We start from the raw sequence: 26,759 nt of genomic DNA on the forward strand, positions 1-26,759 counted from the left end.
CTGGCTGTTACGTTCAATTATTTGTTTGGCTTGCGCGTCTTGTGAATACAAATAAGCCTGTTTAGTAAAGTCTGGTTTGAAGCCCATACCATATAAAACGTACTGGTAGCTGGCGGCTGGGAATAACTCTAATGCGCCATGAAAATCTTGAATAAGCGGGCCACGGCTTCCCCAAAGCAGTAAATCTTCTTGCAGGGTTTGTGGAATAGTATTGGGCTGTACATGTGCTTGCCAGTAAGGTTCTGGGCGCTTGGTTAGCATGTAATGCAGCTTTAAAAAGTCGATAATACGCTGCCAGCGGTAATCCATCTGCTCGTTAAAGCGTTTAGCTACTATAGGCATTACTTGTGTATCTGCTGGCATGTGCTCTGCTACAAAGCGTGCTGAAATTTCAACAAGCATAATAGCGGTTGCTTCAAGCGGCTCTACAAACCCTGCTGACATACCCACTGCAACACAGTTTTTATGCCAAAACTTCTCACGGTAGCCCGACTCAAAGCTAATTTTACGGGCAGTTAAACCGTTTGCTGCATCGCCTAAATAGTTTCGTAAGTTTTGCTCTGCTTCATCGTCTGATAAAAATTTGCTTGAATATACATGCCCTACACCACGGCGATGCGTTAAACCTATATCCCAAATCCATCCAGCGTTTTGCGCTGTTGCTATGGTATGGCTGGCTAAGGAGTCATCGTTTTCATCGTAAGGGACTTGCATCGCCAGTGCGCTGTCGTTAAATAGCACGTGGTCCATTTTTTTAAACGGTACGTTGAGCGCTTGGCCTAATAACAATGATGAAAAACCAGTACAGTCTATAAATAAATCGGCGCTTATAATGCGGGTTTGATCTTTTAGAGTAAGCTCATTTATTGCACCATCGTCATCAAGTTTTACCTGATCAACAGTACCAATAATATGCTCTACACCAAGCTTACTTTTACAATGTTGTTTAAGCATTTCTGCAAAAGCGCCGGCATCTAAGTGATAAGCGTAATTACAGTTACCTTGATATTCACCTTGCGCTATACCTCTTGGGGCTAAGCTTGCTTCGCAAATATCATGTTGAAAATTAGTTTGCTGTGCAAAGTCTTCAACATTATCTAAATAAGGGGCTAAATCTATGCGGCCGTAGCCTAGCGGTACAGTAAATGGATGGTAGTAAAAGTCGTTGTTGCCGTGCGTCCAATTTACAAATTTACCACCTTGCTTAAAGGTAGCGTTACAGGCTTTAAATACATCAACTTCACGCAAACCTATTTGCTGAAGTGTGTTTTTCATCGTGGGCCAGGTACCTTCACCTACACCAATTGTTGGAATATCTGACGATTCAACCAACATCACTTTTAAGCCATCACCATTTTTACCTTGGTGATACGAAGCTATAATTGCAGCGCTCAACCATCCTGCTGTGCCGCCACCAATTACTGCGATTGTTTTTATTGTTTTATTCATAATGGACTACTCTTTGAGTATCTTTGATAACGTTTTATACAACAAATGCCCGGTAGGGCATTTGGATTTAATGTGGCTTCATTTTAGCCAATTAGGTTAACTAATATACATTACTGTTAAATTAACCTAATTGGTATTAGCACTAATGTACTGCAATGAAACAAGAGGCGAGAAGTTCGCCTCAAACATTAATTAAAACGATCCGCGAATACCAAACGCGTAACGTGAGCCATTATCTTCCACTGAATAAATTTGGTTAGCAAAACGACCTGTTTGTACTAACTCTTCTTCAGTGATATTGATGCCTTCTGCAAAAATAGTGAAGTTTTCGTTAATATCGTAGCTTGCACTAATATCCCACTGGCCGTACGTTTCTACGTTCACTGGTTCACCATTGAAGCCGTTATCAACTAAGCGTAAAAAGCCTTCACGGTTGTTAAATGCAACACGTGCTTGCCAGTTGTCTTGCTCATAAAACAATACTAAGTTTTGTGAATCGCCCAAACCTTCAAGTGCAAATGTTTGAGTTGTATCATCACCTACACTAATGTCGCTATTCACAACAGTCGCATTGGCAATAAAGCCAAAGCCATTTTCAAACATGTGAGTAACACCCACTTCGAAGCCTGTTACGGTTGCAGACTCACCATTTTGAGGACGGCTTACAGTGTAAACTTCTGAGCTACCAATAAGTTCGTCATCTGTTTGGTCTGTACATGTAGTACACGCAAAATCAGGACCTGAACGGTCAGACATTTCGTATGTTTCTGCACCCGTTAACGTAACAATAAAGTCGTCAACTTCTTTACTAAATACTGCAAAGCTAAATAAGTTAGCATCGTTGTAGTACCACTCGTAAGAGATATCCCAGTTTTCTGATTGGAATGGTTTAAGTGCTGGATTGCCACCACTTGCCGTTAAGTTTTGACGACGTGGTTCGTTAAAGTTTGTCGCAGGAGATAACTGAGACATAGTTGGACGAGTAATACTATCGTACGCGGCAAAACGTAAAATCATATTATCTTGTAGCTCAAGCTTAACGTTGAAAGACGGTAGTAAGTTTGAGTAGCTAGTACCTTGTTCAATATTAGTCGCAGGGCCAAATACGTTAGCAAACAATGTTGCATCTGAAGTTGGAACTACATCGCTAATAAAGCTTTGTATTGCAGCAACTTCAATATCAGTTTCTGAGTAACGAGCACCCATATTAACGGTTACTGGCATATCAGCTAAATCAAAACCAAGCGTAAAGTCCATGTATAAACTAGTGATGTCTTCGTTAATTGTGTAACGGTTATTTTGTAGCGTTGGCTCTACTGGGAAACCTTGATCGGCTAAGTAATCAAGCATTTTATCGCCATCGTAGCTATAAAATGTATCGATCAAACCAGGGAAGTAATTACTCGCTGTGTATGCTTCAAAATCAATTTCATCAAGCGGTGCTTGTGTACCGTAACCACAAAATTGACATTGGCTACCAAAAATTTGGAAGCTAGATTTTTCACGCTCTTGGCGATAAGCACCAAAGTTAATACGCTCTACTGGGCCTTTATCTGGCACGTATTCAAAATCGGCTTTTACTTCAGTGATTTCATCTTCATCAGTAAATTGATTACCAATTTCGTTGTAGTGAAGACGCGCTAGGCTTGGATCTGGCAATGAACCATTTTCAAAGCCATCATGCTGTACGGTAGGAATGCTGCCTGTACCGTCAAAAGTATAGCTGTTAATAATACCCACTACGTTAAAACGATCATTACCTGCACGGTCGTTTTCAGCTGTTGAGCGAGATACATCAAATTTTGCTTTTAGTGACTCGTTTACTTGCCAATCTACATTAATACCAAATGCTTTATTAGTTACGTCACGTGAGTTACGTGTATGTGATACAAAGTCGCTTGCAGGGTCGCCACTTGGTGCGCCTAAGCCAACTTCTTGAGAGAAAGTTAAAAGCGTACCCGTTTCAGCATCAATTGTTGCGCTGCCTACACGGTCTGGTTCGAACCAAGATGCTAAATCACGCACTGACGAATCAACTTCAAATTTTGAAATCATTCCATCAACCGTAATCGTAACATCGTCAGATGGTGCATATTGAAGTACTAAACTTGCGTTTGTACGTTCACGGTCTTGCTCATCAACTACTTGGTCCCAGTTACGTGGAATGTAGGCATTTTCAAACAATACACCATCAGTTGGGTTAGATATTGTTTGGCCACCGCGCCAACCTGCCGTTAAAATTTGGTTATTTTGAAGTTTACGTTGTTGATTAGTGATGGCAAAAAGCACACCTAGCTTGTCATCGTTAAACGTATTACTTATTAAAAATGATGTTGATGGAGATACTTCTTCAGAAAGGCTTTCGTACATACCTTTAACTGAACCTAAAATATGTAAACCACCAAAATCAAAAGGGCGTGCTGTAGTTACGTTAACCGTACCACCAATGCCGCCTTCTTGAAGCGTTGCTGTATTACTTTTATAAATATCAGCACCGGTGATTTGATCTGCCGCTAATACATCAAAATTAAATTCACGACCTGCACTGTCTGTCGCAATTTGACGACCATTAACAAGTACAGTATTAAATTGTGGACCAAAACCACGAATAGTTACCGCTTGGCCTTCACCACCACTGCGGTCAATTGCTACACCTGTAATACGTTGCAGAGACTCTGCTACGTTTAAATCAGGAAATTTACCAAGATCTTCTGCTTTAATCCCGTCTGTAACAACATTAGATGCTTTTTTATCTAACATTGATGAACGTAAGCTGCTGCGGATACCCGTTACTGCGATAACTTCAACATCTTCATTTACTACTGTAGGCGTATTGCCTTCAGCGCCTTGAGCTGCAACGCTTCCGCTTGCCAATATACTAGTGATAGCAATACTGAGCGCGGTTTTCTTGTTGAACGATAACTTATTGTTAATTATCATTTTTTAAAAACTCCTGATTGTGTGTAGTCGTTGTGTCGTTGTGGTAGTGCGTATAGTTTCAAATACTATTTATATTATAAATACTTTAAACCGGCAAAAAGTGCAACCTTTTCCTTAATTATGGATAGCATTTAATTACCGTATATTTTCTTTTGATTTTCTTTTAATTAACATTAAAGAGCTGTATTCACTCAGAAAAAGCGTAAATAATAACCTGTTCGTATTTCTCTGCTGGCAATAAATTAGCCTTTGGAAAATTTTCACGATTTGGCGCATCTGGCCAATTTTGCGCTTCAAAACACAAAGCTTGCCGTGCTTTAAAAGGCGAACCAACAAAGTTTGCGGTATAAAGCTGCATGCCTGGCTGCGTACTTTTAAGGGTTAAACTAACGTTCGTGTGTGGCGAAGTTAATGTAGCCATCGTCTTTAAGCTGCTGTCATCATTAAAAATATAGCAGTGATCAAAGCCATTTCCAGCTTCTAGCTGAGGATGAACGGCGCTTAAGGCCTCACCAACTTGAGCTGGCTTAGTAAAGTCAAAGCAGGTACCGCAAACTAAAGCGGCTTCATTAAGTGGAATACTAGTTGTATCAATAGGAAGGTAACGATCGGTATTAATTTGAACGAAATGCTCATTAATTGACTCACTGCCATCAAGATTAAAATAGCAATGGTTGGTAAAGTTAACGAGCGTTTCTTTATTCGTTATCGCTTTAAAGTGCAGAGTAAGCTCGCCGTTTTTAGCGCTAATAGTTTGCCAAACCTGCAACTCACCGGGGAAACCTTGTTCGCCGTCGGGCGAGCAATAATAAAGCTCAACTTCACTTTCAGTTTGTTTGGTTACTTGCCAAAGTACTTTATTAAAACCTTTAACACCGCCATGTAGGCTATTAGGACCGTTATTTGCCTCTAGTTGATACTGCGTACCAGATAAGCTAAAACGCCCTTTTGCAATACGATTAGCGTATCGACCTACTGTAGCGCCTAAGTAAAATGGGTTTTCAAGATAGTATTGAGGGTCATCGACGCTAAGCGTCATTTCTTGTTTTTTAAATTTAATGCTTTTTATTATTGCGCCAAATGGCAAAATTTCAGCTATTAAATTTTGACCATCACTAAGCTGAATAACTTGTAAAGGTTGGTCACTGGCAATAGATGTCACACGCATACTCCAATCAAATTACCGAATTAACATTTCCTGTTATAACGGCGCAACAATATATATTATAAATAGTATATAACTGAAGCCTGTAACTCAATCTAAATGCGTTAAAATTTCTCGACAAAAATTTATACCTCTTCACTTAATTAAGTGATCTATTTTGAGGAAAGAAAATCGTGTTGATAACAAGGCAAAAATTTCGTTATTTAATTGTTCTATATCAGAAATTTTTAACGCAGTTATCGTCAGATTTAATCCCTCAAATTGATTAAGTATTATTGAGGATAGGTATTACAGCTGCCATTATTTATTTACACTAATCCAGCTCAGCATGAGCTTATATAAAATATAAGCTTTGTAAGGTTAACTCCCTTGGTAAATATGCTCGTTAAGCGCCGCTTTTTCGTCAATGCTAAGCGCTTGCTTTGATTTAGCAATAAAATCGTACCTCACCATCACAGCTTTTCCTATTGCGCAGCATTTATCGTGTTGCCATGCTTCTTGCCTAAGTGTAAAAGAACTAATCCCTATATGCTCTACAGAGGTTTTTACGGTCACTTCGTGGCCATAAAATAATTCGCCCACAAACGACACTTCAACTTTGGCGATAATCAATTTCCAATCATGTGGATTTAAGTCCGGTGTAAAAAACTTAAAAATAGGTCCACGCGCGACTTCAAACCATACAGGGAGTACGGTATTGTTGATGTGTCCGAGTGCATCTGTTTCGCTAAAGCGCGGCATCACTTTTTCAATAAACATAAAAATCCAATAATAATTATATAAAGGTAAACCATGACGGACTTTATACGCGTTATTAATAACGCATTAAGCGATGAGTTTTGCGATGAATTTATTTCCACATTCGCGCAAAGCCCGCATGTAAGACAAGGGGTAACATCGGGCGGTGTCGACTTAAAGAAAAAAGACAGCCACGACCTACACTTAAATAATCACCCCGAATATGCACAACAATTAAAACATATACAACAAACGACTGCACAGCATGTTTTTAAGTATGTTGAAGAGCATATTTTTATGATGATTGGGGCATTTGGCTTAAAGGTCTATCACCCAAAAACAGGCGACGTTGTCGATTTAACCCAAGAAAATTTTGAAGAAGTGGGTAAACCGCAATTACCTTTGCTAGTTCAGCAAATTTTTAGACTTGGTAATATTCAAGCGCAAAAATATGAAGTAAACAAAGGTGGCTACCCTTACTGGCATAGTGAAGTTTACCCGCAGCTACAGCACAATGAAGCTTTGCATCGCGTGTTGTTATTTATGTTTTATTTAAACGATGTTGATGAAGGCGGTGAAACGGAGTTTTACTATCAAAATCGTAAAATAGCACCTAAAAAAGGCACTATGGTAATAGCTCCTGGCTACTTTACACATACCCACAGAGGTAATAAGCCAGTATCAAACGATAAGTATATTTTAACATCGTGGGTGTTGTTTAATCGTGCAGAACAAATATATGGTGCGCCAAAGAGTTAGCGCACCAAAATCAGTATTATTTAACCGAGCAGTTCATCAAATAAATTAAACAACTGATCTAGCTCTTCAATCGTGTTGTAGTGCATACAACCAATGCGCACTACACCGCCTTTATCAAGCACATCTAATTGCTTGCACAAACCTTGCGCGTAAAAATTACCATCCCACACACAAATATGCTGCTTACCTAAAAATTCTGAAACGGCGCGTGGCTCAAGCCCTTCAAAAATTAAAGCAAAAGTAGGTGTACGCTCATTTAAGCGATCAAAGTCATCAATACCAAACAACTTAATGCGTGGGTAGTTTACCAAGCGCGTTAAAAAGTGCTCACTAAGCGCCATTTCGTGTTGTTTAGTTTTAGCAAAAGCTATGCTTAACTTTTCGCGGCGTGAGTGACTATCGTCAAGTTCGCTAATTGCTGCAATGTAATCAACAGCTGCGATAAAACCCGCCATGGCTTCAAAGCTTTGTGTGCCGGTTTCCCAGCGGCCTGGTGCTACGTCTTTAGCTGGCTCAACTTTGTAAGGTGTGAACCCGTCTAAATGTTCTTTTTTACCATAAACCATACCTAAATGCGGGCCAAAAAACTTATATGCAGAGCAGGCTAAAAAGTCGCAATCAAGCGCTTGCACGTCAACAAGTTCGTGCGGTGCGTAATGTACGGCATCAACATAAACAAGTGCGCCTACAGCGTGAGCAAGCTCAACAATACGTTTAATATTATTAATTGAACCTGTGGTATTTGAAGCGTAAGTTACCGCTACAAGCTTAGTGTTGCTGTTTAATAAGCTTTCAAATTGCACCATATCTAAGCTGCAATCAGCTTCATTAATAAGCGCTGTATTTACCTTTACGTCTTTATCTTCTGCAGCTTGCTGCCACGACGATACATTTGAGAAATGATCGGCATTGGTTACAATTATTTCATCGCCAGCCTGCCAGTCGCGTGAAATAGCACGGCTAAAGCTAAATGTTAGGCTGGTCATGTTTGGACCAAACACAATTTGTTGTGAGCTAGGTGCATTAAGTAAGTCAGCGGCGGCTTGGCGCGCATTAGCCATCAACTCAACCGTTTTATCACTAGAAAAAAACGCGCCACCTAAATTCGAATTATAACGACCTAAATAAGCAGTCATCGCATTAAGCACCGATGTTGGTACCTGCGAGCCACCTGGTCCGTCTAAAAATATTGGCGATTTACCATCAACGTTTTGCATTAATGCAGGAAACTGCTCACGTAATTGCGTTATGTTCATGCTTATTCCTTAAGACGTTAATACAAAACAATCCAGGTAACCTGGTTTGCTAGCATCAATTTTGTTCATAGGTGTTGCGTTATGCCACACTTGACGGTCGTTTATTAATGCAAACATGCCGTCTTTTATTTCCATTTTAAAACAAGGCTCAGCTTGCTTGTTTTCGTATACAAGTAGCTCGCCGCCTTCTAAGTTTTCATGAGAAACGCCGCATATACATACATGATCAAAACCATCTTGATGTACGCCTTCTGGCGCTGCCGGCGTATCGCTGTTAATTGCAAGCATACGGAACTGATGAATTTCAATATCACGCTGCTCATCAATACCGGTAAGTTGGCGAAACTCATTTACAATGCTTTTCATGCCTTCTGACTCAAGTAAACTTTGCTCTAGGTTTTCGTAAGTACGCTCTACATTACCTTGAAAAGTATTAATTGAATCATCTTGAACAAATGCTTTGGTTTGTTGTAACTTTATTTCACCATTTTGCATTTTAACTACTGAGTAACGACGTTTACGAAAGGCACCATCTGCATAAGGATTTGCAGGCAGGTTATCAAAAGAAGGCTTAACCAAATCAATATTTGCTTGGTTAACAAAACGTAGTTGCAGTAAATTCTGGTTGTTTAATGCTGTCATAAAATCTCGCCTAAAATAATGAGAATATTGATGAGGATTTTAATGCATTTTGATAGGAATTTTTGCGCGATTACTTACTTTAAAAGCAACTTAAGACTAGATTTAATACAATAATATAAAAAAAGAAGCATGAACTATCTAATATTTATTTTAGCCAATAAAAAACCCGCCTAAGCGGGTTTTTAAACAAACTCTAAAAATTATACAGCTTGTTGAATAATCACGTTGTCTGCTTTTTTAGTGTAAGCAGGCATACGGTGGAAGTTCAAGTAACGGTATGTATCTGACGCCGTTGCATTGATCTTCGCAGCATATTCTTGGTACTCAGCAACTGTTGGTAATTTACCAATGATTGCAGCAATTGCAGCAAGCTCAGATGATGCTAAGAATACGTTTGCGCCATTACCTAAACGGTTAGGGAAGTTACGTGTAGAGGTAGACACAACCGTTGCTTTATCTGCAACACGTGCTTGGTTACCCATACATAGTGAACAACCTGGAGTTTCGATACGTGCGCCAACACGACCAAAAATACCGTAGTAACCTTCTTCTGTAAGTTGGTCTTTGTCCATCTTAGTAGGTGGAGCAACCCAAAGCTGAGTTGGAAGTTGACCTTTAAAGCCATCAAGCAACTTACCAGCAGCACGGAAGTGACCAATGTTAGTCATACAAGAACCGATGAATACTTCATCAATTTTCTCGCCAGCAACATCAGAAAGAAGACGCGCATCATCTGGGTCATTTGGAGCACAAAGAACAGGTTCTTTAATCTCAGCTAAATCAATTTCAACGATATGCTTGTACTCTGCATCAGCGTCAGCTTCCATTAGTTCTGGGTTAGCTAACCAATCTTGCATTGCAGTAATACGACGTTCAATCGTACGTACATCGCCGTAACCTTCAGAAATCATCCACTTAAGCATAACAATGTTTGATTCTAGGTATTCAGAGATAGACTCTTTAGATAACTTAACAGTACAACCTGCTGCCGAACGCTCTGCAGATGCATCTGATAATTCAAACGCTTGCTCAACAGTTAGGTGCTCAACGCCTTCAATTTCTAGTACGCGACCAGAGAATTCGTTAATTTTACCTTTTTTCTCAACTGTTAATAAACCTTGTTTGATACCGTAGTAAGGGATTGCATGAACAAGGTCACGTAAAGTGATGCCTGGTTGCATTTCGCCTTTAAAACGAACCAAAATAGATTCAGGCATATCAAGTGGCATAACACCAGTTGCTGCTGCGAATGCTACTGCACCCGAACCTGCTGGGAATGAAATACCTAATGGGAAACGTGTATGTGAATCACCACCAGTACCTACGGTATCTGGTAATAACATACGGTTTAACCATGAGTGAATAATACCATCACCTGGACGAAGTGAAACACCGCCACGGTTCATGATGAAATCAGGAAGCGTATGGTGAGTGCTTACATCGATAGGCTTAGGATAAGCTGATGTATGACAGAATGACTGCATTGTTAAATCTGCAGAGAAACCTAAACATGCTAGATCTTTAAGTTCATCACGTGTCATAGGACCTGTTGTATCTTGCGAACCAACAGTTGTCATTTTAGGCTCACAGTACTGACCTGGGCGAATACCTGCAACGTTACATGCTTTACCAACCATTTTTTGCGCTAGTGTGAAGCCTTTATCAGAAACTTCTGTTGCTGTTGGTACTTTAAATGTATCAGTTGCACCTAAGCCAAGAGATGTACGCGCTTTGTCAGTTAAACCACGACCGATAATTAGTGGAATACGACCACCTGCACGAACTTCATCTAAAATCACATCAGATTTAAGCTCAAAAGTAGAAATCACTTTATCAGTACCATGTTGCTTAACAACACCTTCGTACGGATAAATGTCGATTTGCTCGCCCATGTTAAGCTCATCAACATTTAATTCGATTGGTAATGCGCCTGAATCTTCCATTGTATTGAAGAAGATTGGAGCAATTTTATTACCTAGACATACACCGCCAACACGCTTGTTTGGTACGAATGGGATATCATCGCCCATAAACCAAAGTACAGAGTTAGTTGCAGACTTACGAGAAGAACCCGTACCAACAACATCACCTACGTAAGCAAGTGGTAAACCTTTAGTTTTTAATTCTTCAATCTGAGTAATTGGACCTACTTCGCCCGCTTTATCAGGTGTAATACCATCGCGTTCAATTTTTAGCATTGCTAAAGCATGAAGTGGGATATCTGGACGAGACCATGCATCTGGTGCAGGAGACAAGTCATCAGTATTTGTTTCGCCAGTTACTTTAAATACAGTAACTGAGATCTTTTCAGCAACAGCTGGCTTATTAGTAAACCATTCTGCATTTGCCCAAGACTCTATAATTTGCTTAGCGAATGTATTACCTGCTTTTGCTTTTTCTTCTACATCGTAGAACGCATCAAACATAAGTAATGTATTTGAAAGGCCTTTAACTACGATTGGTGCAAGTGTTTCGTCATCAAGTAGGTCAATCATTGGTGCAATATTGTAACCGCCCAACATTGTACCTAATAATTCTGCCGCTTTTTCTTTAGAAACAAGTGGAGAATTAGTTTCACCTTTAGCTACAGCTGCTAAGAAGCCCGCTTTAATATAAGCAGCATCATCAACACCTGCTGGTATACGCTGAATGAACAAATCTAAAATGAATTCTTCTTCACCTGCAGGTGGATTTTTGATTAATTCAATAAGATCAGCAGTTTGCTGAGCATCTAATGGCGCTGGTACGATACCTAACGCGGCACGTTCTTCTACGTGTTTACGATATTCTTGTAGCACAATATTGCCCTCTTGGTGACGTGAAAGTATCCGGTAGCGCTTCAAGCGCAAATAAGTTACCCAATACTTATAGTATTCTAACGCGTAATTATAAAGCTTTTATGGATAGATGAAAATCCATCCAGTTACGCAACTGATTATACCGATTATAAATACTATGAATAGTGGTTGTAGTAAAAACTATTTTCATGAATACTTGTTAAGTAAGAATCATTACCATTAACCAATATTAATTTATTACAGGCATAAAAAAACCCAGCACTTGGCTGGGTTTTTATTACAAACTATTTAATTAACGTAAAACTTTAACGTTTTTGATAGTTTTGATATGCGCTTCTACACGACGGTTTTCTGCGTTTGCAGCTTTAGTGTTTGCATCATTTTTAAGACGCTCTTCACCTAAACCAACTGTAGTAATACGGTCTTTAGCAATGCCATCAGAAACTAATTGCTTAGCTACTGCATCAGCACGTTTTTTAGATAACCATTTGTTGTAAGTTGCTTTACCTACAGAAGAAGTGTGACCTTCTAAAAGTACTGTTGTATCTGGGTACTCTTTTAAGAATGCAGATACTTTTTCAATATCGTTTAAGTACTGAGTAGATACTGCTGAAGCATTGTTAGGGAAAGTCACTAATAAGCTTACAGTTACTTCTTTATCTTCATATAAAGTACAACCAGTGCCATCAACTGCATCAGTCATAGGTGTGTTAGCACACTTATCATCTGCATCAGCAATGTTGTCGTTGTCGCTATCTGTAGGAGCTACAGCTACTTCAACAATTTCTGGAGCTGGTTTAACTGGCTCTACAGGAGCTGAATTTTGGCCGAATAAGTAGTTAATACCAATTTTAGCGCCTACATCTGTGTAACCACGGTCAAGACCTTGGTATACAGCTGTTTCAGCATTTACAAATAAGCCATCTGTAATGAAATGTTGGTAACCAACACCTGCATTTAAGAATGTGTTGTCATCTACTACGTCCATTTCTTTAATACCGAAAAGACCATAGAAAGGACCACCATTTAAATGGTAAAGAGCATCAATACCGTAACGCTCGCCATCAATACTGTTGCGGTTGCCAGCAACTTTATCAAAAGCATTAAAATCCATATCTGCATATTCAAGACGTGCGCTCCAGTAATCACTGAAACGGTAACCGGCTTCAACACCCCAGCCAGTTGATTCATTTACGTCAAGACCAGCTTGAGCACGCATGTTTTTCCAAGATGCGTCATAGTAGTCGCCAAATGCGCCAATGTAGAAACCTTCTTCTTTATCAGCAGCGAATGTAGATGCGCTAGTTGCAGCCAACGCGATTGCAATTGTAAGTGATTTTAATTTCATTGTTTTCTTCCCATTTGAACAATTTTAAATTGTAGCTAATCGATACTAGCTCAATCAGTTTTATATAGACTAACTGAGCCTTTGTTAATCAATACTTAACGAAAAATAAAGTTTATAACTTTTTTCTATGCCCAGTCACAACACACATCCACTTACTATAGGCGAAATTAAAACTTTATTGAAAAATAAATATAGTAGTTTTTTGTAAATTAGTACTTAGCAAGGAATGTAAGAGCAATTAAATTAAATGCACTTATAAATGTAAATGCAAAGAAACATTGCTTGGCTTTAATTCGGCGCATAATACCACCAGAATTAACATTCCCCTAGATATATGCGCATGTTTGATTAAAAAATGACTCTTTTTAATCATGCGGTTATATTTAAAGTTAAGTATTAAGTACCACAAAAAGTCTGGTAGTCATTATCATTCGTCGGTGGAGAGCAAAATTCTGATAACTCTTCACTGTTAGAATATGGATTGCTGGCTATTTTTATAAAGCGCTGTAGCAACTCGCTGGATCCTGTAGCGTTATATTGTGCAATTATTTCTTCGATCACATGATTACGCGGTATTACACGAGGATTTGCCGCTCTCATTACTTCATAACTATTATCGTCAGTTAAACTTACCCACCTAGCTCTCCATTCAATTAGCGACTCAGGTACGCTTTTTTCTCCTTTTAAGGATTCAGTAAGCGCATCAAAGGTATTGGTGTAGTCGAGCTGATTATCTTTTAATAGCGTTAACAGCTCTGCTATTAACTCGCCACTACTATCGCTAGATTCAGTTAAACCCAGTTTTTGTGCCCACATAGCTGTAAACTCAGCATTAAACTGCTCAGCAAAACTATTAATAAATGGCGTCATTAATAAAACTGCTTGCTCGTCATCATCGCTAATAAGCGGTATTAAACTCTCAGCTAAGCGTGCGCAGTTCCAGTTAGCTATATTAGGTTGATTACCGAATGCATAGCGGCCTTGTTTGTCTATAGAGCTAAATACGGTATCAAAATCAAAGCTATTCATCATGGCACACGGGCCGTAATCAATAGTCTCTCCGCTAACTAGCGTATTATCTGTATTCATTACTCCGTGAATAAAGCCAACACGCATCCAGCTCACAACTAGCTTAACTTGGTTTTTAATCACAGCGCCTAAAAATGCTAAGTATCGCTGCGAACCTGTATCGGTTATTTCTGGGTAGTGTCGCTCTATAGCTAAATCGGCTAAATTTTTAAGCCCTTCAACATCGCCTTGCGTCGCTAAATATTGAAACGAGCCAACACGAATATGACTCGTTGNNNCTGCTTGTGGCGGATTACGATAAACCGTTTCACCACTACCAACAACCGCTAAGCAGCGTGTGGTTTTAACTCCCAGTGCATGCATTGCTTCGCTCATTACGTATTCACGAATAGCAGGACCAAGAGCACAACGTCCATCCCCACCTCTTGAGTAAGGAGTAGCACCAGAGCCTTTTAATTGAATATCCCATAACTGGTTTTCATCATCCCTAATAGCGCCCAGTAAGTGCGCTCGTCCATCGCCTAAGCGTGGTGAAAAATGTCCAAATTGGTGCCCAGAGTAACCAAGTGCTACTGCAGGAATCGCCTGTTTTTCGTTACCGCTAAAAGTGCTGGCACACAAATCAGCCGCAACGTTAATATTAAATTGTTTTGCTAAACTCTCGTTCCACAGCAATAACTGAGGAGAGGCGACACTTGCAGGGAAATCTTCTATCGCGAAGTTTTCTGCAACATCTGTGTATCTTGGCACTAATTTCATGGTAATTCCTATTGTTGCTGACTTATACCAACACGGTTGTCACCTACGCCATAAGCAACAATTAAGCTTAACTCTTGCATACTTAAGCCACTTTGCTCTTGCATTTCGTTAAAAAAAGCTTGGGCTGCATTTAGTGACTTTTTAGTTTGTAAGCCGCCGTCTATAATTTTATGGGCACGCAAATAATTCTCTACATCGCGTGATAGTAAAAATGTATCTTTACCAAGTGCTCGCAGCGCATAAGGCCCTGTATTTCCGCCTAAACGCGAACCATGCTTTTTTAAATATGCCCACAAACCAATAATATCGTCTGTCGGCCAATTAGCGATAAACTGGCTAAAACTGCCATGTTCCCCTGCTATTTCGTGGATCATGTAAGCATTTTCGGTAATTGTTTTTACTTTTTTATAGTTACGAACAATGCGCTCATCCGTTGCTTTTTGTTCCAGCATATCTGGTGGCATCATTAATAACTTATCAACGCTAAAATCCCAAAAAACCTCTCTAAAGCCTGCCCACTTATTATTTATGACTGACCAATAAAAGCCGCTTTGAAATACTTTTCGAGTAAATTCTTCAAGCCAATCGTCGTCACTTAACGTGCTTAGTTGTTTTTTAGATAGCGGTTTTGCAAGTAATAACTTAAGCATTTTTTCAGAGCCTTTTCGCTCTACCGCTCGCTTATAAATATCGCTAAATTTTTCCATACTAATTAAATACCTCACTACTTATATTGCTAGTGTACGAGAAAAGCACCTAATACGTAACCACCCCTCTTTTCGATGAATTAATCTGTATTTAGTCGCTTGACACCTAGACGGCTAAAATGCTTTAATCGCCGTAATTACCCTATTTAAATTGCACAGGTTTGTAAGTTTTACTCTACAAACAGGTGCAAAGGGCTAGAAGAGGTGCGTTATTCAGGTAGCGTATGTTAGGAGCGCAAACTCCAGCAAGCATACGTGAGGGGAATTAACGCCGAGAAGTAACCACTTTTGCGAGGTGTTTATTTCGGGCGACTAGGTTGAACCCTAGCGACTGTCACCAATAGCTGCTTATAAAAAGCAACTTGTTAGTTTGGTGGAGAGCTTCTGGTCTTAAATATTAAGGCCGTGCGCCCTATTATTTTAAGCCCATTCGCTCTTCGAATTATTAGTTCGAACGACGTTAATGCGGCTCCTTCCATAAAGCTTTTTAACTCTTCGAATAATACCAATTGCATTAAATTAGTTATCGCTAAAATGATCACGTTTTTAATAAAATTGGTACAAATTATAAGTTCGTGAGAGATGATCAACAACTTCAATTTAAACGACTACTCACTGTGGACCGCGCTCGTAACGCCATTTGATCAACACGGCGATGTTGACTACAACACGTTAACTAAGTTGGTTAGCGATCAAGAAGCGGCACATAACGGTATTTTGCTACTTGGCAGTACGGGCGAAGGTTTAGCACTAACGCTAAAAGAGCAACAAGCCATTGTTGAGCACGTATGCCAGCTAAAACCAACAGTACCACTCATGGTAGCTGTGGGCGGTAGTAACTTAAAGCAACAAATTGAGTGGGTTAACTACTGTAATACACTCCCAATTCATAGCTTTTTACTTGGCTCACCGCTTTATGCAAAGCCTGGCGCTATAGGTCAAACTCATTGGTTTGAAAGCCTACTAAATGCAAGCGCTCATCCATGTATGCTTTATAACGTACCCGGTCGAAGCGCTGTTAGCATCCCAGCGGCAACAATTCAAAACTTACAAAACAATAAAAATTTATGGGCGTTAAAAGAAGCGAGCGGCAGTATTGCTCAGTTTGAAGCTTACCGCCAAGCGGCGCCTAATTTAGCTATTTTTAGTGGCGACGATGCGCTAATGCCTTATTTTGCTCAAGCTGGCGCAAAAGGTTTGGTGTCGGTAGCTGCAAACGCATGGCCTGAACAAACTCACGAGTTTGTTAAGCGCAGTTTAAGTGGTCAACACCCTAATTTATTTGCCCAGTGGTCAAGCGCTATTAATAGCCTATTTGCTGTCGCAAACCCTATTCCCGTAAAGGTACTGATGCATTTGCAAGGCCGCTTAAGCAGCCCGCAACTTCGTCCACCTTTAACACATCTTGAGTTAACTCAAACCGATTGCATTACAACTGCAAACAACACCATTTTATCTTGGCATTAAATACAGGTTTTTATAATGAGCTGGTTAGAACTATTAAATAATTTAGAATCGGGCGCAGTACGCGCTGCATCACAAAACGAAAGCGGCCAATGGCAAGCTAACGTAGAAGTAAAGCAAGGCATTTTAGAAGCCTTCAAAAATGGCACTAATACTGAATTTGCAGGCGGCTTTGTTGATAAACATAACCTAGCTCCGCAAGAATTTAGTACTGATGATGGCGTCCGTATGGTACCAGGTGGCTCAAGTGTTCGCCGTGGTGCTTATGTTGCTAAAGGCACGATTATTATGCCACCAGCGTATGTAAACATTGGCGCATATATCGACGAAGGCACAATGGTAGATAGCCACGCATTGGTGGGTTCTTGTGCACAAGTAGGTAAAAACGTACATTTAAGTGCTGCAGTTCAGCTTGGTGGTGTACTTGAGCCAATTGGTGCAAGCCCAGTAGTGGTTGAAGATGACGCATTTATTGGTGCAGGCTGTATTATTGTTGAAGGCGTAGTCATTAAAAAAGGCGCAGTACTTGCCCCTGGCGTGCGTTTATCAGCAACTATTCCAGTATACGACTGCGTAAACGAGCGCCAACTAGATAAAGGCGAGCCAATCCCAGAGTACGCGATTGTAATACCGGGCTCTCGCCCTGCATCAAACGAATGGGCGCGCGAGCAAGGCCTAAGCATGTCGTGTGCGTTAATAGTTAAATACCGCGACGAGAAAAGCGATGCATCGTTATTGCTTGAAGAGGTTTTACGATAATGAGCTTTTTGAGCACGCCTATCAAAACCGCTGTAAATACTATTACACAACAACTTGATACACCTTTTTTTGTTTACGACCTAGATCAACTAAACACGCATCTTGCGCGTTTAGTTGCGCAAACCGATGTAAAGCTGTGGTACGCGGTAAAAGCAAACCCACTGTCTAAAATTATTCAAAGCTTAGACAGTGCTGGCTTTAATTTTGACGTAGCAAGTAAAGGTGAGCTTGAGCAAGTACTAGCACAAGGTATTAGCTCGCAGCGCGTGCTCAACACAGGGCCTGCAAAAAGCCCTAAACAAATAAAACACTTTATTGAGCGCGGCGTGCGTATATTCGTAGCAGAAAGCCTCAATCAAGTACGTTGGTTAAACCAACAAGCGCAACTACAAAATACGCAGTTACAAGTATTACTGCGTGTACAATTACGCTGGCCTGAAGGTGAAAAAAACCCACTGGGCGGCGACAGCCTTACGCCGTTTGGTTTGGGTTGTAATGAGTGGCAAGCACTCAATGTAGCTGACTACCCTGCGCTTAAATTTGACGGCCTGCATATTTTTCAGTGGGGCAACATGCTTAGCACTCAAAAACTAAGCGACTTGTGGTCACAAATGATTGCACCTCTTAGCCAACTTGCCAGCGATTTAAATATTAGCCTTAAAATTCTCGATTTAGGCGGCGGTTTAGGTATTCCTTATACACAAAACGAAGCAACACTTGATTGGGATGACTTAATTGCTGCGCTAGCTAAAATTAAAAATGATGCGGGTGTAGAAGAATTATGGATGGAACTTGGTCGCTATGCCGTTGGCGAATGCGGTCATTACGCAAACCCAGTAGTAGAGCGCAAACAAAACTACAATCAAGAACAAGTAATTTTAAGCGGCGGTATAAATCACTTATTACGCCCTGCTGTTACCAGCCAGGACTTTCCTGCTGCATTACTGCGTGAATCCAGTGCTAAAACTCAAGCGGTCACTTTATATGGCCCACTTTGTACAGCGCTTGATTGCTTGGGTGAACATAACTTACCAAGCGATTTAAATGAGCACGACTGGCTAGTGTTTAGCCAATGCGGTGCTTACGGCTTTACCGAAAGTATGCCGTATTTTTTATGCCATGAGCTAGCTGCTGAGTACACCTTGCAAAACGGTACACTTACCTGTGTTCGCCAAGCCGAAAATGCCAGCCATTATTTAAGGTAACAAGTATGAGTAATACAACACACATTAGCCAAGAGAACATTGTAGTAGGGGAAGTTGCAAACGGCTTACCACTTACAATTCCTGTGTATCGTTTAAAAGGCGATGGCACAGGGCCAAGTGTTTACATTCAGGCCAATATGCATGGCGCTGAAGTGCAAGGTAACGCAGTTATTTTTCAGCTGCTTGAGCAGTTAAAAAACTTAAACCTTAGTGGCGATATTACCCTTGTACCTTATGCCAATCCGATTGGTTGTAATCAAAAATCTGGCGAGTTTACCCTTGGCAGGTTCGATCCGATTACGGGCACTAATTGGAATCGCATGTATCACTACAATAAAAATTTAGTAGCACAGTTTGCACAAAATCATACTCAGTATGACGACGCCACATTAAAAAGTAACTTCAAAAAGGCACTTATTGACGAAGTAAACAGCAAACTTAACGGCCCTGCTTATTTACTCAATACGGGTAAACGCATTGCGCTTAACTTACAAAAGCTCGCTCATCAGGCTGATATAGTACTCGATTTACACACAGGCCCTATTTCAAGCAAGCATCTGTACTGCCCAACCTATGCAACCGACAGCGCACGTTACTTTAATATTGAGCATGTATTGCTTATTTCTAGTGATTTTGACGGCGCTATGGATGAAGCTAACTTTTGCCCATGGTGGCATTTAAGTGATGCACTTAGCGGACAAGGTCGTGAATTATCAATACCTGTAGAAGCATTTACTGTAGAGCTAGGCAGCCAAGAAAAAATAGACTTAAAAGAAGCATTAAACGATGCAAACAGCATTTTAAGTTACTTAAATCACAAAGGCGTATTACAAAACGCACCGCATACGCCAGTTAATATGACTCGTTATGCATGTAATTTAGATGACTACTTTGCCTATTACGCCCCTATTGGCGGCATGGTTGAATACTTAGCCCCACTTGGCGGGCACATTAAAGCCGGTGAGCCTATTGCCAATATTTTACGCATGGAGCGCTACTTAAGTGAGCAACCATTGCAAACACTTACTCTTGATTGCGATGCAATTGCTATTTTGCACTTTGCCTCAGCGAGTGTTAATCAAGGTACCGAGCTTTATAAGTTTTTTACTAACATATTTGAGCTTTAGCTCACCCTTCTCATTGCGTGAGAGTAATACCAATTACATTAGTGATCTATTATAGCGATAAGGAAATAGCTTAATAACAAGGCTAAAATTATGGTACATAGTTGTTCTATATAAATAATTTTTAACGTAGTTAGTGAGTTATTTAATACGCTAGAATGATCATGTTTTTAACAAAATTGGTATAAATTAACTAAAGTAGTTAATTTGCATTAGAAAAGCGGCTTAGGCCGCTTTTCTTTTGATCTATATTTACTTTGTATACGTATGGACCTTGTTATGAATACAAATTCAGTAAAAGTTCACCGTTACATATGTAAAAAGACGTTATAATTAAATTAACGCATACAACAACCCAAACTCACAAGGAATTACAATGAGCTGGCGCCACTGGATAACTCTTTCTGCTTTAATTAGTACCGCTACCTTCGCACAAGAAGAAGAAGTTGCTACAAACGAGCAAGACAACGACATCGAGCTTGTAAAACAGTGTATTTTAAATGAGGTAATTGGCGGAGATGGTAAACAGACATTAGACGACCTTCGTAAAAAGTGTTCAGCTCTTGAAGAAAATAAACAACTTACCGCGCTTGATAAACGCCAAGCCCGTGAAGAAGTAGGTAAAAAAAATAGAAATGTAATTACGCCACATAAGCGTAACTATATTTTACCGCTTTCGTACGTATCACACCCAAACGATCGCCCTTTTGATGGTTTTGATGCACTAACAGATGATAGCGACGGCGAACCGCTCGACAATCTAGAAGCCAAATATCAGCTATCGATAAAAGTGCCTCTTTACGATGATTTTTCGGATAAAGACCAAGCCATATTTTTTGGCTTTACACTGCAATCATATTGGCAAATTTATAACTCAGAAATTTCGTCTCCATTTCGTGAAACAAACTACGAACCAGAGATATTTTGGATTAATTACCTCGACCCAGAAAACGTATTATGGGGCGACGAAATGGCAATCGCATTAGGTATCTCGCATCAGTCAAATGGTCGAAGCCAACCAAACTCACGTTCGTGGAACCGTATTTATGCAGACTTTATTTGGGAAAATAGAGGCTTTGTTTTTAGCTTTAAACCTTGGTATCGCATAGCTGAGGACGAAAAAGAAGATATTTTAGAAGCCAATGGCGACGACAACCCTGACATATACAAATACATGGGTTACTTTGAATTTAGCGGCGCGTATCGTTTTCATGACCATGAATTTAGCTTTATGACGCGTAACAATTTAAATTCAGATAATCGTGGTGCAATTCAGCTCGACTGGTCATTTCCGTTATGGGGTCGCGTTCGTGGTTATGCACAATACTTTAACGGTTATGGCGAAAGCTTAATTGATTACAATGCGGATGTAGAACGTATTGGTGTCGGTATATTATTAACCGATTTGCTGTAATACTTCCCTAAGTTTTACGCACAAAAAAGCCAAGTATTGCTTGGCTTTTTTGTGTTTTGAACAGCTAAACAGTTATTTTTTTACTACAAACTGCCCTTCAAATTCTGCAACCACGTTATCACCATCGTAAATAGTTACTGGCACTACGTAACTTGCTTTACCATCGGTTTCTAAATCGCTTAACTTGCCCTTACAGGTTTGTATATCAACACAACCACGTGGGTCGGTAGTAAGCGGTTTTAAGTACTTAATGTTAGCATCGGCTAATACAATATTACCTTCAAGCCCAGCTTCTTTAAGTGCTAAGTACGTAGCGCCCCAACCTGTTAGCGTGGCCAAGCTATAAATAGAACCTGCAAACATAGTGTTATGTAGGTTTAAGTTAGCGTCTAGGTCGGCGCTGGTTGTAAATTGCCAATCGGTATAGCTTTCTACCTTAATACCCATCGCGTCACTAATTGGAATAGACTCACGCCACGTATTTTGTAGTACTTGCGTCCAATTAGGGTGACGAAACCAACCTGGCTCAGACGGTTTTTGCTTTACCATTTTAAAGTGTTGAACATCGCCATACGCTAAGTGCGCTTTTTCTTTTAATTCGTAACCGTGGCGTTTATAAAACTCAAGCGCTCGTTCGCGTGCAAACAATACAAGCTCGCCTGCGTTTTGAACCCATGCAATTTTTTCAAGCTCGTGCAGTAAGCGACTACCAATATGCTGGTTACGATTACCCTCTGCAACCGCCATATAGCGCACTTGTGCTTGCTCATGATTGTTAAAGTGCAAACGTGCTACACCTAGCACTTCGCCTTCTTTATTTTTTATAAAGCGGTGCTCAGAGTCTTGTTCCATATCGTCTTGTTCAGAGCCACGAGGCTCGCCCCAAGGCGCGCGTAATACTTGCCAACGCAATTGGTAATACGCTTGCCAATCTTCGCTACTTTGTGGGGTGCTTACCTGAAACATACATACTCCTGTTGTTATATAGGCCGTAAATAAAAGTCAAAAAAGGCTACGGCGCTATACTAATAGTATTGATTATCTACCAAACTAAAAAGCTTAAATAATTAAGTCCGTTGGTATTATTTATGGCAAATACCATACTCCATCTTAAAAAAACTGCAAATACGACTTTGGTGATGGCTGTAAAATAACGTAAAAAATAATGGCAAAGGCCATTGCGCTTTAACGTTGCTAGTTTATGCTGAGAATATGATGGAAAAAATCAATTATATAAATTCACTGACGGGTTTGCTGGGCGATCAATTTATTGAAAATAGCCACAGCATTGGTCAGTTAATCTATTGGCATAAATGCAGTGGCGATCACATTCAAGTACGTGAGCACGAGCCGTTACGCTGGTTACTGATTAACGACACTCTTCAATCTGTTATTGATTTAAATAACCCGGATTTATTACTTTTTCCACATTTATTATGCCTAGGTAAGCATTGGCAGGCTCTTAAGCCGNCCGCCACAAAAAGTGTTAGAACTAGGCCTCGGCGGCGGAGCAATTCGTAATTATTTACAATACAAATACCCTAAAGCACAAATAACATCGGTTGAAAAAAACGCCGATATTATTGATTGCTATACCCAATTTTTTTCGTCAAATAAAAATGAGCAACTGCTTTGCGCCGATGCGCAACAGATTTTAAAAAGTGCGCAAAATATTGATTGGATTATTTTAGATTTGTTTAGCCAGATAGATGCACCTCGATTTTTATTTGAAGAGGCATTTTATAAAAAAATTTACTCGGCTTTAAATAACAACGGTGTGCTATTTATTAACTTTTTATCGCAGCATGAGTCGCAATTAAAGCAACTTCAACAGCTATTACTCGATGTATTTGGTTGTAATGTTAGCCCGCAAAAAATTACGGGCTATGTAAATCATATTGTCGTGGTAACCAAAAACTTAAACAGATAAGTTAAACGTAACGGGCCCATCGTTACACAAGCTTACTTGCATATCGGCACCAAACTCACCGGTGGCTATTGTAAGCCCCAACTCTTTAGCTTGAGCAACAAAGTACTCGTAAAGCTCATTAGCTTGGCTTGGCGTTGCCGCAGATGAAAAGCTAGGGCGCATACCCTTTTTAGTATCAGCCGCTAGCGTAAATTGCGAAACCACCAGTAACTCACCTTTAATATCTTTAAGGCTTAAGTTCATTTTGTCGTTTTCGTCAGTAAAAATACGATAATTACTTACCTTGTGTAAAAGCTTATCGGCCGTTTGCGTATCGTCGTGTTTTTCAACGCCCAGCAACAACAATATACCTTGGCTAATTTCACCTACTACTTGGTTGTTAATTTCTACTTTGGCATGCTTTACGCGTTGTATTAAACCTTGCATTTAAACTGTGTCCTTTACTGCTGGTTCATCATCTTCTAGTTCAAGTTCTGGTGTTTCTGGAATATCATTTGGGCTAATACACGCAGTAAATTCAGCGCCAAGCAAAACAACGACCCACGATAAATACACCCATACAAACAAAATAGGAATGGTTGCTACTGCGCCGTAAATAACTTCGTACGAAGGAAAATGGCTAATATAAAGTGCAAACCCTTTTTTAGTCAGCTCAAATAAAAGTGCCGCAAAAAAAGCGCCAGGTATTGCCGCTCTGAACGATACACGCGTATTAGGCACTAAGGTGTAGAGCATAATAAAGCCCACCATCGAAATCCCGTACGGCAATAACTTTAACAAAAATCCGCTAAACCCAGGAATACCCTGATCTGCAAACGATACCAACGATACAATGTAAGAGGTAACACCAATACTAGCTCCGAGCAACATAGGCCCTAAGCTCAAAACCATCCAGTACACAGCAAATGAGATCATCATTGGGCGTTTTTTCTTAATTCGCCAAATTCGGTTTAATGTGGCATCTACATTGCGTATTAACAGTAAGGCTATTGCAGCTAAAAAGCCAATACCTACTGCCGTCATTTGGTTGGCATTGCCCGCAAAGGAGCTAATGTGCTCTCTAATAACATCGGTAGAAGTAGGGACAAAGTTGGTAAACAAAAAGCTCTCAATTTCCATGCGAGTAGATTCAAAGCCCGGAAAAGCCGAAAATATAGCAACACCCACCGCAATTAATGGCACTAACGACAGAAGTGTCACGTAAGCAAGGTAACCTGCATTAACCGTTATTTGATCGTCTATACAACGATTAAAATACTGCATCCACCAACCAGGTTGCTGGCGTATAAAGGACTTAACTTGCTGTTTGTAATGTGAGAGCTTATCATTCATACAATTGACTTGTGCTTATATAGTTTTGATTATAATAACAATCAGCGCCATAATTTACAGCACTAACGCACGTAAACAGGAATTCAAATGAAAAAACAAACATTACTCAGTGTTTCAATGCTTGTAGTAACACTTACTTTAACTGGCTGCCAATCAGCTTATTACTCTGCAATGGAAAAAGTGGGTGTTCACAAACGCGATATTCTTATTGACCGCGTAGAAGAAACCAAAGACTCTCAAGAAGAGTCACAAGAAGAATTTAAATCGGCACTAGAGCGCTTAACGACTCTAATCGATTTTAATGGTGGCGAATTACAAGACACTTATAATCAGTTAAACGACGATTATGAGTCGAGCTTAAATGCCGCTAACGAAGTATCAACTAACATCAATAAAGTAGAAGACGTAGCAGAAGCGCTATTTGATGAGTGGGGCGATGAGTTGGAGCAATACAAAAGCGCATCACTTAAGCGTGAAAGCAGCAAAAAGCTAGCCGCGACTAAGCGTCAATTTGATCAGCTATTACGCTCAATGCGCAGCGCAGAGAGTAAAATGGAGCCAGTATTAACCTCGCTTCATGATAACGTTTTATACTTAAAGCATAACTTAAATGCACAAGCGGTATCGGCTATTAAAGGTGAATTCACTAACCTTAAGCGCGATATTCAATTGTTGATGAACGACATGAACAAATCGATTGCCGATTCAAACAAATTTATTGAACAAATGAATAGCGCAGGCTAATCATTTGTTACTTTAACAAGCCTGCTTAATTGCAGGCTTTTTTATATTAAAGGGAATGCTAAAAGGGATTTATAATGAAAAGCTTTTTAATCGCAACAATGCTCTTATGTATACTAACTGCCTGCGGTGCACCTAATAATATTAATCGTATAACCAACCCCGACTCGGTTGTTGTTATTAATGATAAGAACGGTCGTTATAAAAATTTATACACAGGTGAAAAAACATATCCCACCACCTGCACTGAAAACTGCTACCCAGCCCACCCAGACTTACTATGCAAAACCGGCAGTGAAAACTGCCAGTATCAAGGCCAGCAAACTAAACCACAACTTAGCACCGGCTATACTGTGCGCTGGCTTGGTCACGCTAGTTTTGTAATTAACACCCCAAATGGTCAAAGTGTGCTGTTTGATCCGGTAAAAAATCAGTTTGATTCTCCAGTCGCACTTGGCTTTAAACTCGGCGGTGGCATTTATCGTAAAGCAGGCGCTTGGCCTAGTGAACAAGAACTAAAAAACATTGATGCGGTAATATATTCGCATATTCATTACGATCATTTTAATAAGGCCGACATACAAAGCATTGGCAATGAACCTCGCTATTTAACACCACTCGGTATGGCCGACAACTTCCCCACCGGCGGTTTTAATATTAGCGAAATGCCGTGGTACTCAACAACCAATATTGACGATTTAGCTATTAATGCCGTGCCAGCTCATCATTTTAGCGCTCGTGTATTAGTGCCATTTATTTACGAAGACAACAATAAAGACTTATGGAATGGCTGGCTGCTTGAACAAAACGGCAGTACCTTATTTTTTGCAGGCGATACGGGCTACTCAAAACACTTTAAAGATATACAGCAAAAATATGGCGATATAGATGTGTGCTTAATACCAATCGCATCTTACTACAGTAAAGAAAGTGGCAAATTTTATCGCTACGTTCACACTACACCAGAAGACGCGCTTAACGCAGCACAAGAGCTTAACTGCAAAGTAATGATACCGTGGGGATACGGTAACTCAAGTTGGAAAATGGGCGACCATACTAGCCACTCTGCTTTGCTACGTTTATTACACATGGTTAAAAATATGGATGCTAAAACACCGCTGTATATTTTAAACGAAGGCGAAAGTATTTCACTGTAACTATTTACTTAGCTGTTTTAAGATTGTTATTACATTAAGACAA

The 26,759-nt window shown here is 40.0% G+C and carries 21 protein-coding genes, 1 pseudogene and 1 riboswitch; of the genes and pseudogenes, 9 read left to right on the top strand and 13 right to left on the bottom strand.

From position 1 onward, the window contains the following. From L652_RS0111785 to L652_RS0111800, 4 genes are all read right to left on the bottom strand, one after another. A partial coding sequence (locus L652_RS0111785; protein WP_024603466.1) for a tryptophan halogenase family protein occupies positions 1-1,449 on the bottom strand: 1,449 nt, incomplete at its 3' end. A gap of 192 nt (positions 1,450-1,641) precedes the next feature. After that, positions 1,642-4,389, bottom strand: a complete 2,748-nt coding sequence (locus tag L652_RS0111790) for a TonB-dependent receptor (protein ID WP_024597220.1) — start codon at positions 4,387-4,389, stop codon at positions 1,642-1,644. A gap of 187 nt (positions 4,390-4,576) precedes the next feature. Continuing rightward, a complete protein-coding gene (locus tag L652_RS0111795) occupies positions 4,577-5,551 on the bottom strand; it encodes an aldose epimerase family protein (protein ID WP_024597219.1) in 975 nt (324 codons plus the stop codon). Positions 5,552-5,914: 363 nt separating this feature from the next. After that, on the bottom strand, positions 5,915-6,313 hold the full coding sequence (locus L652_RS0111800) for an acyl-CoA thioesterase (protein ID WP_024597218.1): 399 nt from the start codon (positions 6,311-6,313) through the stop codon (positions 5,915-5,917). Between the two features lie 33 nt (positions 6,314-6,346). Here L652_RS0111800 and L652_RS0111805 point away from each other — a divergent pair, with 33 nt between their 5' ends. Beyond that, complete coding sequence (locus tag L652_RS0111805) at positions 6,347-7,051, top strand: 2OG-Fe(II) oxygenase (RefSeq protein ID WP_024597217.1); 705 nt, start codon at positions 6,347-6,349, stop codon at positions 7,049-7,051. Positions 7,052-7,071: 20 nt separating this feature from the next. Here L652_RS0111805 and L652_RS0111810 read toward each other — a convergent pair whose 3' ends face one another. The 6 genes from L652_RS0111810 to L652_RS0111835 form a co-directional block, all read right to left on the bottom strand. Beyond that, a complete protein-coding gene (locus L652_RS0111810) occupies positions 7,072-8,307 on the bottom strand; it encodes a cysteine desulfurase-like protein (protein WP_024603467.1) in 1,236 nt (411 codons plus the stop codon). Positions 8,308-8,316: 9 nt separating this feature from the next. Then, a complete protein-coding gene (locus tag L652_RS0111815) occupies positions 8,317-8,949 on the bottom strand; it encodes a 2OG-Fe dioxygenase family protein (RefSeq protein WP_007579988.1) in 633 nt (210 codons plus the stop codon). 200 nt (positions 8,950-9,149) lie between these two features. Beyond that, a complete protein-coding gene (gene acnB / locus L652_RS0111820) occupies positions 9,150-11,747 on the bottom strand; it encodes a bifunctional aconitate hydratase 2/2-methylisocitrate dehydratase (protein WP_024597216.1) in 2,598 nt (865 codons plus the stop codon). 292 nt (positions 11,748-12,039) lie between these two features. Beyond that, on the bottom strand, positions 12,040-13,095 hold the full coding sequence (locus L652_RS0111825) for an OmpA family protein (RefSeq protein WP_024597215.1): 1,056 nt from the start codon (positions 13,093-13,095) through the stop codon (positions 12,040-12,042). 396 nt (positions 13,096-13,491) lie between these two features. Then, entirely contained in the window at positions 13,492-14,883 is a 1,392-nt protein-coding gene (locus L652_RS0111830; protein WP_024603468.1) for a YdiU family protein, read from the bottom strand. A gap of 8 nt (positions 14,884-14,891) precedes the next feature. After that, entirely contained in the window at positions 14,892-15,590 is a 699-nt protein-coding gene (locus tag L652_RS0111835) for a DNA-3-methyladenine glycosylase I (RefSeq protein ID WP_024597214.1), read from the bottom strand. A gap of 191 nt (positions 15,591-15,781) precedes the next feature. Then, positions 15,782-15,982, top strand: a riboswitch (Lysine riboswitch). Between the two features lie 190 nt (positions 15,983-16,172). Between L652_RS0111835 and dapA the strand changes: the two genes are divergently transcribed. The 5 genes from dapA (at position 16,173) to L652_RS0111860 (ending at position 21,556) form a co-directional block, all read left to right on the top strand. Beyond that, positions 16,173-17,057 (top strand): 4-hydroxy-tetrahydrodipicolinate synthase, encoded by an 885-nt coding sequence (gene dapA, locus L652_RS0111840; RefSeq protein WP_002958800.1) that lies wholly within the window; start codon positions 16,173-16,175, stop codon positions 17,055-17,057. A gap of 15 nt (positions 17,058-17,072) precedes the next feature. Continuing rightward, entirely contained in the window at positions 17,073-17,813 is a 741-nt protein-coding gene (locus tag L652_RS0111845) for a 2,3,4,5-tetrahydropyridine-2,6-dicarboxylate N-succinyltransferase (protein WP_002958799.1), read from the top strand. Beyond that, complete coding sequence (locus L652_RS0111850; protein WP_024597213.1) at positions 17,813-19,018, top strand: PLP-dependent decarboxylase; 1,206 nt, start codon at positions 17,813-17,815, stop codon at positions 19,016-19,018. The genes L652_RS0111845 and L652_RS0111850 overlap by 1 nt, the downstream gene beginning before the upstream one ends. A 5-nt stretch (positions 19,019-19,023) precedes the next feature. Continuing rightward, positions 19,024-20,145, top strand: a complete 1,122-nt coding sequence (locus tag L652_RS0111855; protein WP_024597212.1) for a succinylglutamate desuccinylase/aspartoacylase family protein — start codon at positions 19,024-19,026, stop codon at positions 20,143-20,145. 373 nt (positions 20,146-20,518) lie between these two features. After that, on the top strand, positions 20,519-21,556 hold the full coding sequence (locus L652_RS0111860) for a phospholipase A (protein WP_024597211.1): 1,038 nt from the start codon (positions 20,519-20,521) through the stop codon (positions 21,554-21,556). A 72-nt stretch (positions 21,557-21,628) separates the two neighbouring features. On the opposite strand, the gene L652_RS0111865 is transcribed toward L652_RS0111860, so the two are convergent. Beyond that, complete coding sequence (locus tag L652_RS0111865; protein ID WP_002961136.1) at positions 21,629-22,522, bottom strand: bifunctional GNAT family N-acetyltransferase/hotdog fold thioesterase; 894 nt, start codon at positions 22,520-22,522, stop codon at positions 21,629-21,631. A 246-nt stretch (positions 22,523-22,768) separates the two neighbouring features. Between L652_RS0111865 and L652_RS01000000123745 the strand changes: the two are divergent. Continuing rightward, positions 22,769-23,486: pseudogene (locus L652_RS01000000123745) on the top strand (methyltransferase). Here L652_RS01000000123745 and dtd read toward each other — a convergent pair. Then, on the bottom strand, positions 23,475-23,912 hold the full coding sequence (dtd, locus tag L652_RS0111875) for a D-aminoacyl-tRNA deacylase (RefSeq protein ID WP_024597209.1): 438 nt from the start codon (positions 23,910-23,912) through the stop codon (positions 23,475-23,477). The pseudogene L652_RS01000000123745 and the gene dtd overlap by 12 nt on opposite strands. Next, a complete protein-coding gene (locus tag L652_RS0111880; protein ID WP_007582159.1) occupies positions 23,913-24,818 on the bottom strand; it encodes a virulence factor BrkB family protein in 906 nt (301 codons plus the stop codon). A gap of 87 nt (positions 24,819-24,905) precedes the next feature. Here L652_RS0111880 and L652_RS0111885 point away from each other — a divergent pair, with 87 nt between their 5' ends. After that, the gene (locus L652_RS0111885; protein ID WP_024597208.1) at positions 24,906-25,562 is read left to right on the top strand and encodes a DUF2959 domain-containing protein; all 657 of its coding nucleotides are present in this window, start codon (positions 24,906-24,908) and stop codon (positions 25,560-25,562) included. A gap of 74 nt (positions 25,563-25,636) precedes the next feature. Then, positions 25,637-26,716: an MBL fold metallo-hydrolase gene (locus L652_RS0111890; RefSeq protein ID WP_024603469.1), complete on the top strand. Its 1,080-nt coding sequence runs from the start codon at positions 25,637-25,639 to the stop codon at positions 26,714-26,716. The last annotated feature ends 43 nt before the right edge of the window (positions 26,717-26,759 follow it).

Source organism: Pseudoalteromonas sp. TB25 (assembly GCF_000497995.1).
GTDB classification, from domain to species: domain Bacteria; phylum Pseudomonadota; class Gammaproteobacteria; order Enterobacterales; family Alteromonadaceae; genus Pseudoalteromonas; species Pseudoalteromonas distincta.